Origin of the sequence: Loktanella atrilutea (assembly GCF_900128995.1) — a bacterium.
Lineage (GTDB): Bacteria > Pseudomonadota > Alphaproteobacteria > Rhodobacterales > Rhodobacteraceae > Loktanella > Loktanella atrilutea.
This window is the reverse complement of the sequence record NZ_FQUE01000037.1, coordinates 1-4,214: the sequence shown is the minus strand read 5'-3', so window position 1 is coordinate 4,214 and position 4,214 is coordinate 1. Positions and strand designations below refer to the sequence as shown.

Genomic DNA, 4,214 nt, shown 5'->3' with positions numbered 1-4,214 from the left:
CTGAGCAAACTCTACGAGCGCACCAGTGTCGTCATCACCACGAACCTGAGCTTCAGCGAATGGGCGACCGTCTTTGGAGACCCCAAGATGACGACGGCGCTCCTCGATCGCCTGACCCATCGCTGCCACATCCTGGAGACCGGCAACGACAGCTTCCGCTTCAAAGCCAGCGCCGCAGTAGCGGCACGGAAAAAGAGGGAGGGCAACGATGTCTTGACCCAAGCCTGACCACCGAAACATAACATCAAGGTGGGTCAGTTCTCGATGGAAAACCCGGGTCACTTCTGGGTGGAAATCAACAACCGCAACTTTCAGATCCTATAGATCCGGCCGCCGCGACCTAAGTGGTCTTAGGTGTAGAAGGGTGACCCACCACGCAACGCAACGCAACGCAGATCGCCAGCGCTCCGACTTTGTATTTAGCCAAACATTTCGAAGACAACTTTAAAAGCTTTTCGCCTAATGCATAACGATCATCTCAGGTAAAGTAATATCTGTAAGAGAGGCGATTGTCTCTGATTAGATGAGCAATTTACGGGGGAGGGAGGCGCTGTTGCACATTTGAGCGATTCGCATGGGGCCGCCCTTGCTCGCGGCTGGTGATAAGGGTAGGCGGGCGCAAAGTCAGGTTTGCGACAAGCGGGGCCATATTAGAGCCCATGTCTTATGTCACGGACTGATCTTGATGATTTCGCTAGGGATGTCATGCAAAGCAGTCTGAACATCTACACCAGCTTCTTCGGCTTGACCGAACGCCCATTTTCGTTGGTCCCGGATCCAGACTTCCTGTTCTGGTCGGATTCGCACATGCGGGCATACACAATGTTGGAATACGGTATACTTACCCGCGCCCCGATTACGCTGATCACTGGCGAAGTTGGAGCAGGGAAGACGACCATTTTGCATCATCTCCTAAAGTCGCTTGATGATGATGTACGTATCGGACTAATCGCCAATGCCAATGGCGGACGGGGAGAACTGCTGCGTTGGGTCCTGCAAGCCTTGGGGCAGCCGACAGAGGCTACAGACACCTATGTTGATATGTTCGGGCGGTTTCAGCAGTTTCTGATCGACACCTATGCAGCAGGTGGCCGGGTCATTCTGATCTTCGACGAGGCGCAGAACATGTCTCGTGAATCCCTTGAAGAGCTGCGGATGTTCACGAACATCAACGCTAACAAGGATGAGTTGCTGCAGCTTGTCCTTGTCGGACAACCCGAACTGCGTGACACGATCAACCGGCCTGATTTGGAACAGTTTGCCCAGCGGGTATCCTCCGCCTTTCACCTTAAGGCCATGGACGAGGAAACAGTAGCGGCCTACATCGCGCATCGGATGACCGTTGCGGGTGCACAGGATCAGGTTTTCACCGATACGGCCTGCGCCGCCATCTACGAAAATACAGGTGGAGTGCCACGTCTTGTCAATCAATTGTGCGACCTCTGCCTTGTTTATGCTTTCACAGCTGAGGCACGTCAGGTCAGCCGGTTGACCGTGGACACCATTATGGCCGATGGCGTCTTCTTTTCGGGCCGCAAGACCAGATCACTGGTTTTACGCCCAGACCAAAAAGTTGGAACGGACTGAACATGGATCTGCGCTTTTATCTGTCGCTTTTTCTGCGGCGCCTGCACTGGTTTTTGCTGTTTGTCATTATCGGATCGGCGATCGGCTTGACGCTCGCCAAAGTTCTGCCGCCGGTCTACGTGGCCAACGCCCGACTACTGATAGAATCCGAACAAATTCCCGACAGTCTGGCCGCCTCTACCGTGCAGACGGAGGCGACCGAGCAGATGGAGATTATCCAGCAGCGCATCCTGACTCGCGACACCCTCCTGGACCTGGCTAACCGGTTTGATGTTTACGCTGCCGACGACGGCACGATACAACGCCGTGATGCGGCCACGATTGTGGAGGATATGCGTCGACGCATCACAATCGAGACCACGGGTGGTGCGAGCACGTCGCGTGGACCGGTTCGCGCGACGCTGGTCAATGTCTCCTTTTCGGCTGCGACCGCCGACATGGCAGCAGCGGTCACGAACGAACTCGTCACGCAAATTCTGCGGCAGGACGTGTCGATGCGGACCGGGTCGGCTCGCCAAACTCTCGAATTCTTTGAGCAAGAGGTCACGCGTCTAGATTCAGAACTTTCTACCCGCGGCAGTGAGATCCTAGCGTTCCAGGAAGCCAATCAAGAAGCCCTGCCCGACAGCCTTGATTTTCGCCGTAGCCAGCAAACTGCCAATCAGGAACGCCTTCTGCAGCTGAACCGCGACGAAGCTTCCTTGCGCGACCGGCGCAACAGTCTCGTCAGCTTGCGGGAGGCTGCGCAGGCCTCCGGCGTTACGGAAACGCCCACCAGCCAGCAGACGTCGGAGCAGCAACAACTGCAGTCGCTACGCGAACAGCTATCGAACTCTTTGGCCATACTGTCCCCCGAAAACCCCAAGATTCGGATGCTTCAGTCCCAAGTTGACTCGCTTGCCGTCATCGTAGAGCAGCAGCAGTCACAAGCTGGAGTCTCACAGGATGGTAGCCCGCTAAGCAGTTTCGATCTGCAGCTGGCGGAAATCGATGCGCAGCTCAAATTTCTGAGTGACCAGAAAACGCAAGTCGAGAAGGAACTGACAAATCTAAAAACCTCGATTGAGGCAACGCCGGGCAATGCCATTTCGTTGGATACTCTGCAGCGCGACTATGCGAACGTGCGTGCGCAATATGATCAGGCCGTCGCCAACAAGGCTCGTGCAGAAACAGGCGACGTCATTGAAACACTATCGAAGGGCCAGCGCATCTCGGTCATTGAACAAGCGGTCAAGCCGTCAGAACCAGAAAAGCCTAACCGTCCCGTGATCGCTTTAGCCGGTGTCGGTGGTGGTTTAGTGATGGGACTAGCCATGATCGTGCTACTGGAGGTACTTAACAAGGGGATTCGCCGGCCGGGCGACCTGACAAAGGCCCTTGGGATCACGACCTTCGCGACCTTGCCCTACTTCCGCACGCGTGAGGAGATCTGGCGCCGCCGCACTATTATGTACGGTGTGCTGGGTGGGCTGCTGGTAGGCATTCCGGTGACACTTTGGGCAATCGACAATTTCTACATGCCGCTCGATCTTCTACTAAACAGTATCAGCCGCCGGATTGGGCTAGCCAGTCTTATCGTCAATGTGCCGCTTGCGGCTGCTTAAGGATCGCGAATGGAAAAGATCAGATCGGCCATCGCCAAGGCACGCAGTGAACGTGACGCAATCTCGGCAGGCCAACCCGCACCGCGAAGTGTCGCCTCACGCGACAATGCGCCGACCGTACCAGATGTAATCAGCGCGCACTGGGCGAAACTACCGCAATCGACCTTCAATGCAAACCTAATGCGCCGCAACCGGATCGTTGCCCATCAACGCGGGTCCGAAGGCACCACTATCGACATGATGCGCACTCGGGTTCTGCAACAGATGCGCGATAACAACTGGCGCCGCTTAGCGATCACCTCGCCCACGGCGGCCTGCGGAAAATCGACTATTGCGCTAAATCTGGGGGTCAGTCTGCAACGGCAAGCTGACCTGCGAACCCTGCTGCTCGAAATGGATCTGCGCCGACCTTCACTGATGCGGATGCTGGGCCAGCGGCCGACCGCCATGACCTTCGCTGATGTACTGCGAGGTAACGCGGATTTCGCGGACGTTGGCGTGTGCTACGGTGGAAATCTGACGATCGGGGCTAGCACCGGGAAAAGCCGTGATGCGGCGGAACTGCTCGCGAGCGGAGGCATTCGCGAGGTTCTGGCTGGGATCGAAACCCATTATCAGCCGAACCTGACAATCTTCGACATGCCACCGATGCTTGCTGCCGACGACATGATGGCTTTTGCGACACAAGTTGACTGCGTTCTAATCGTGGCAGCGGCCGAGCGAACGACTACTAAAGAAATCGACCTGTGCGAACAGGAGCTGGCTCGTCAGACGAATGTCATGGGGGTTGTGCTGAACGAATGCCGCTATGTGGGCCCGGAGGCCAATTACGGCTACTACGGCTGATACAGATACACAGCGCTGCTGAAATTCTCTTCTCCCGATATTTCGGTGGGTGGTACCGGGGCTGGCGGGGCGGTTCTGGCATTCGGCAATATCGTGGCTGGCGTGCTGAACTGGACATCTGTCGGTCTGAGCAGTGGCACCTTGCCTGAGGGGGTCGATGCGTCCTTTGCCTTCCAG

At 56.3% G+C, this 4,214-nt stretch carries 4 protein-coding genes; all 4 read left to right on the top strand.

All coding sequences use genetic code 11. The annotated features are described in order from the left end of the window. Positions 1-228 (top strand): ATP-binding protein (locus BUA54_RS20370; protein ID WP_178352818.1); only part of this gene is annotated, 228 nt, incomplete at its 5' end. Positions 229-705: 477 nt separating this feature from the next. Beyond that, a complete protein-coding gene (locus BUA54_RS20365) occupies positions 706-1,587 on the top strand; it encodes an ExeA family protein (protein ID WP_072859059.1) in 882 nt (293 codons plus the stop codon). A 2-nt stretch (positions 1,588-1,589) separates the two neighbouring features. Next, a complete protein-coding gene (locus BUA54_RS20360; protein WP_072859058.1) occupies positions 1,590-3,191 on the top strand; it encodes a GumC family protein in 1,602 nt (533 codons plus the stop codon). Positions 3,192-3,200: 9 nt separating this feature from the next. Next, positions 3,201-4,037 carry a CpsD/CapB family tyrosine-protein kinase gene (locus BUA54_RS20355; protein WP_072859057.1) on the top strand — a complete coding sequence of 279 codons (837 nt, stop codon included), beginning with the start codon at positions 3,201-3,203 and terminating at the stop codon, positions 4,035-4,037. Positions 4,038-4,214: the final 177 nt, after the last annotated feature.

Bases quoted from the DNA above. Each gene is read 5' to 3' on its own strand.
- BUA54_RS20365 (WP_072859059.1), top strand. From the start codon at position 706: ATGCAAAGCAGTCTGAACATCTACACCAGCTTCTTCGGCTTGACCGAA.
- BUA54_RS20355 (WP_072859057.1), top strand. From the start codon at position 3,201: ATGGAAAAGATCAGATCGGCCATCGCCAAGGCACGCAGTGAACGTGAC.
- BUA54_RS20360 (WP_072859058.1), top strand. From the start codon at position 1,590: ATGGATCTGCGCTTTTATCTGTCGCTTTTTCTGCGGCGCCTGCACTGG.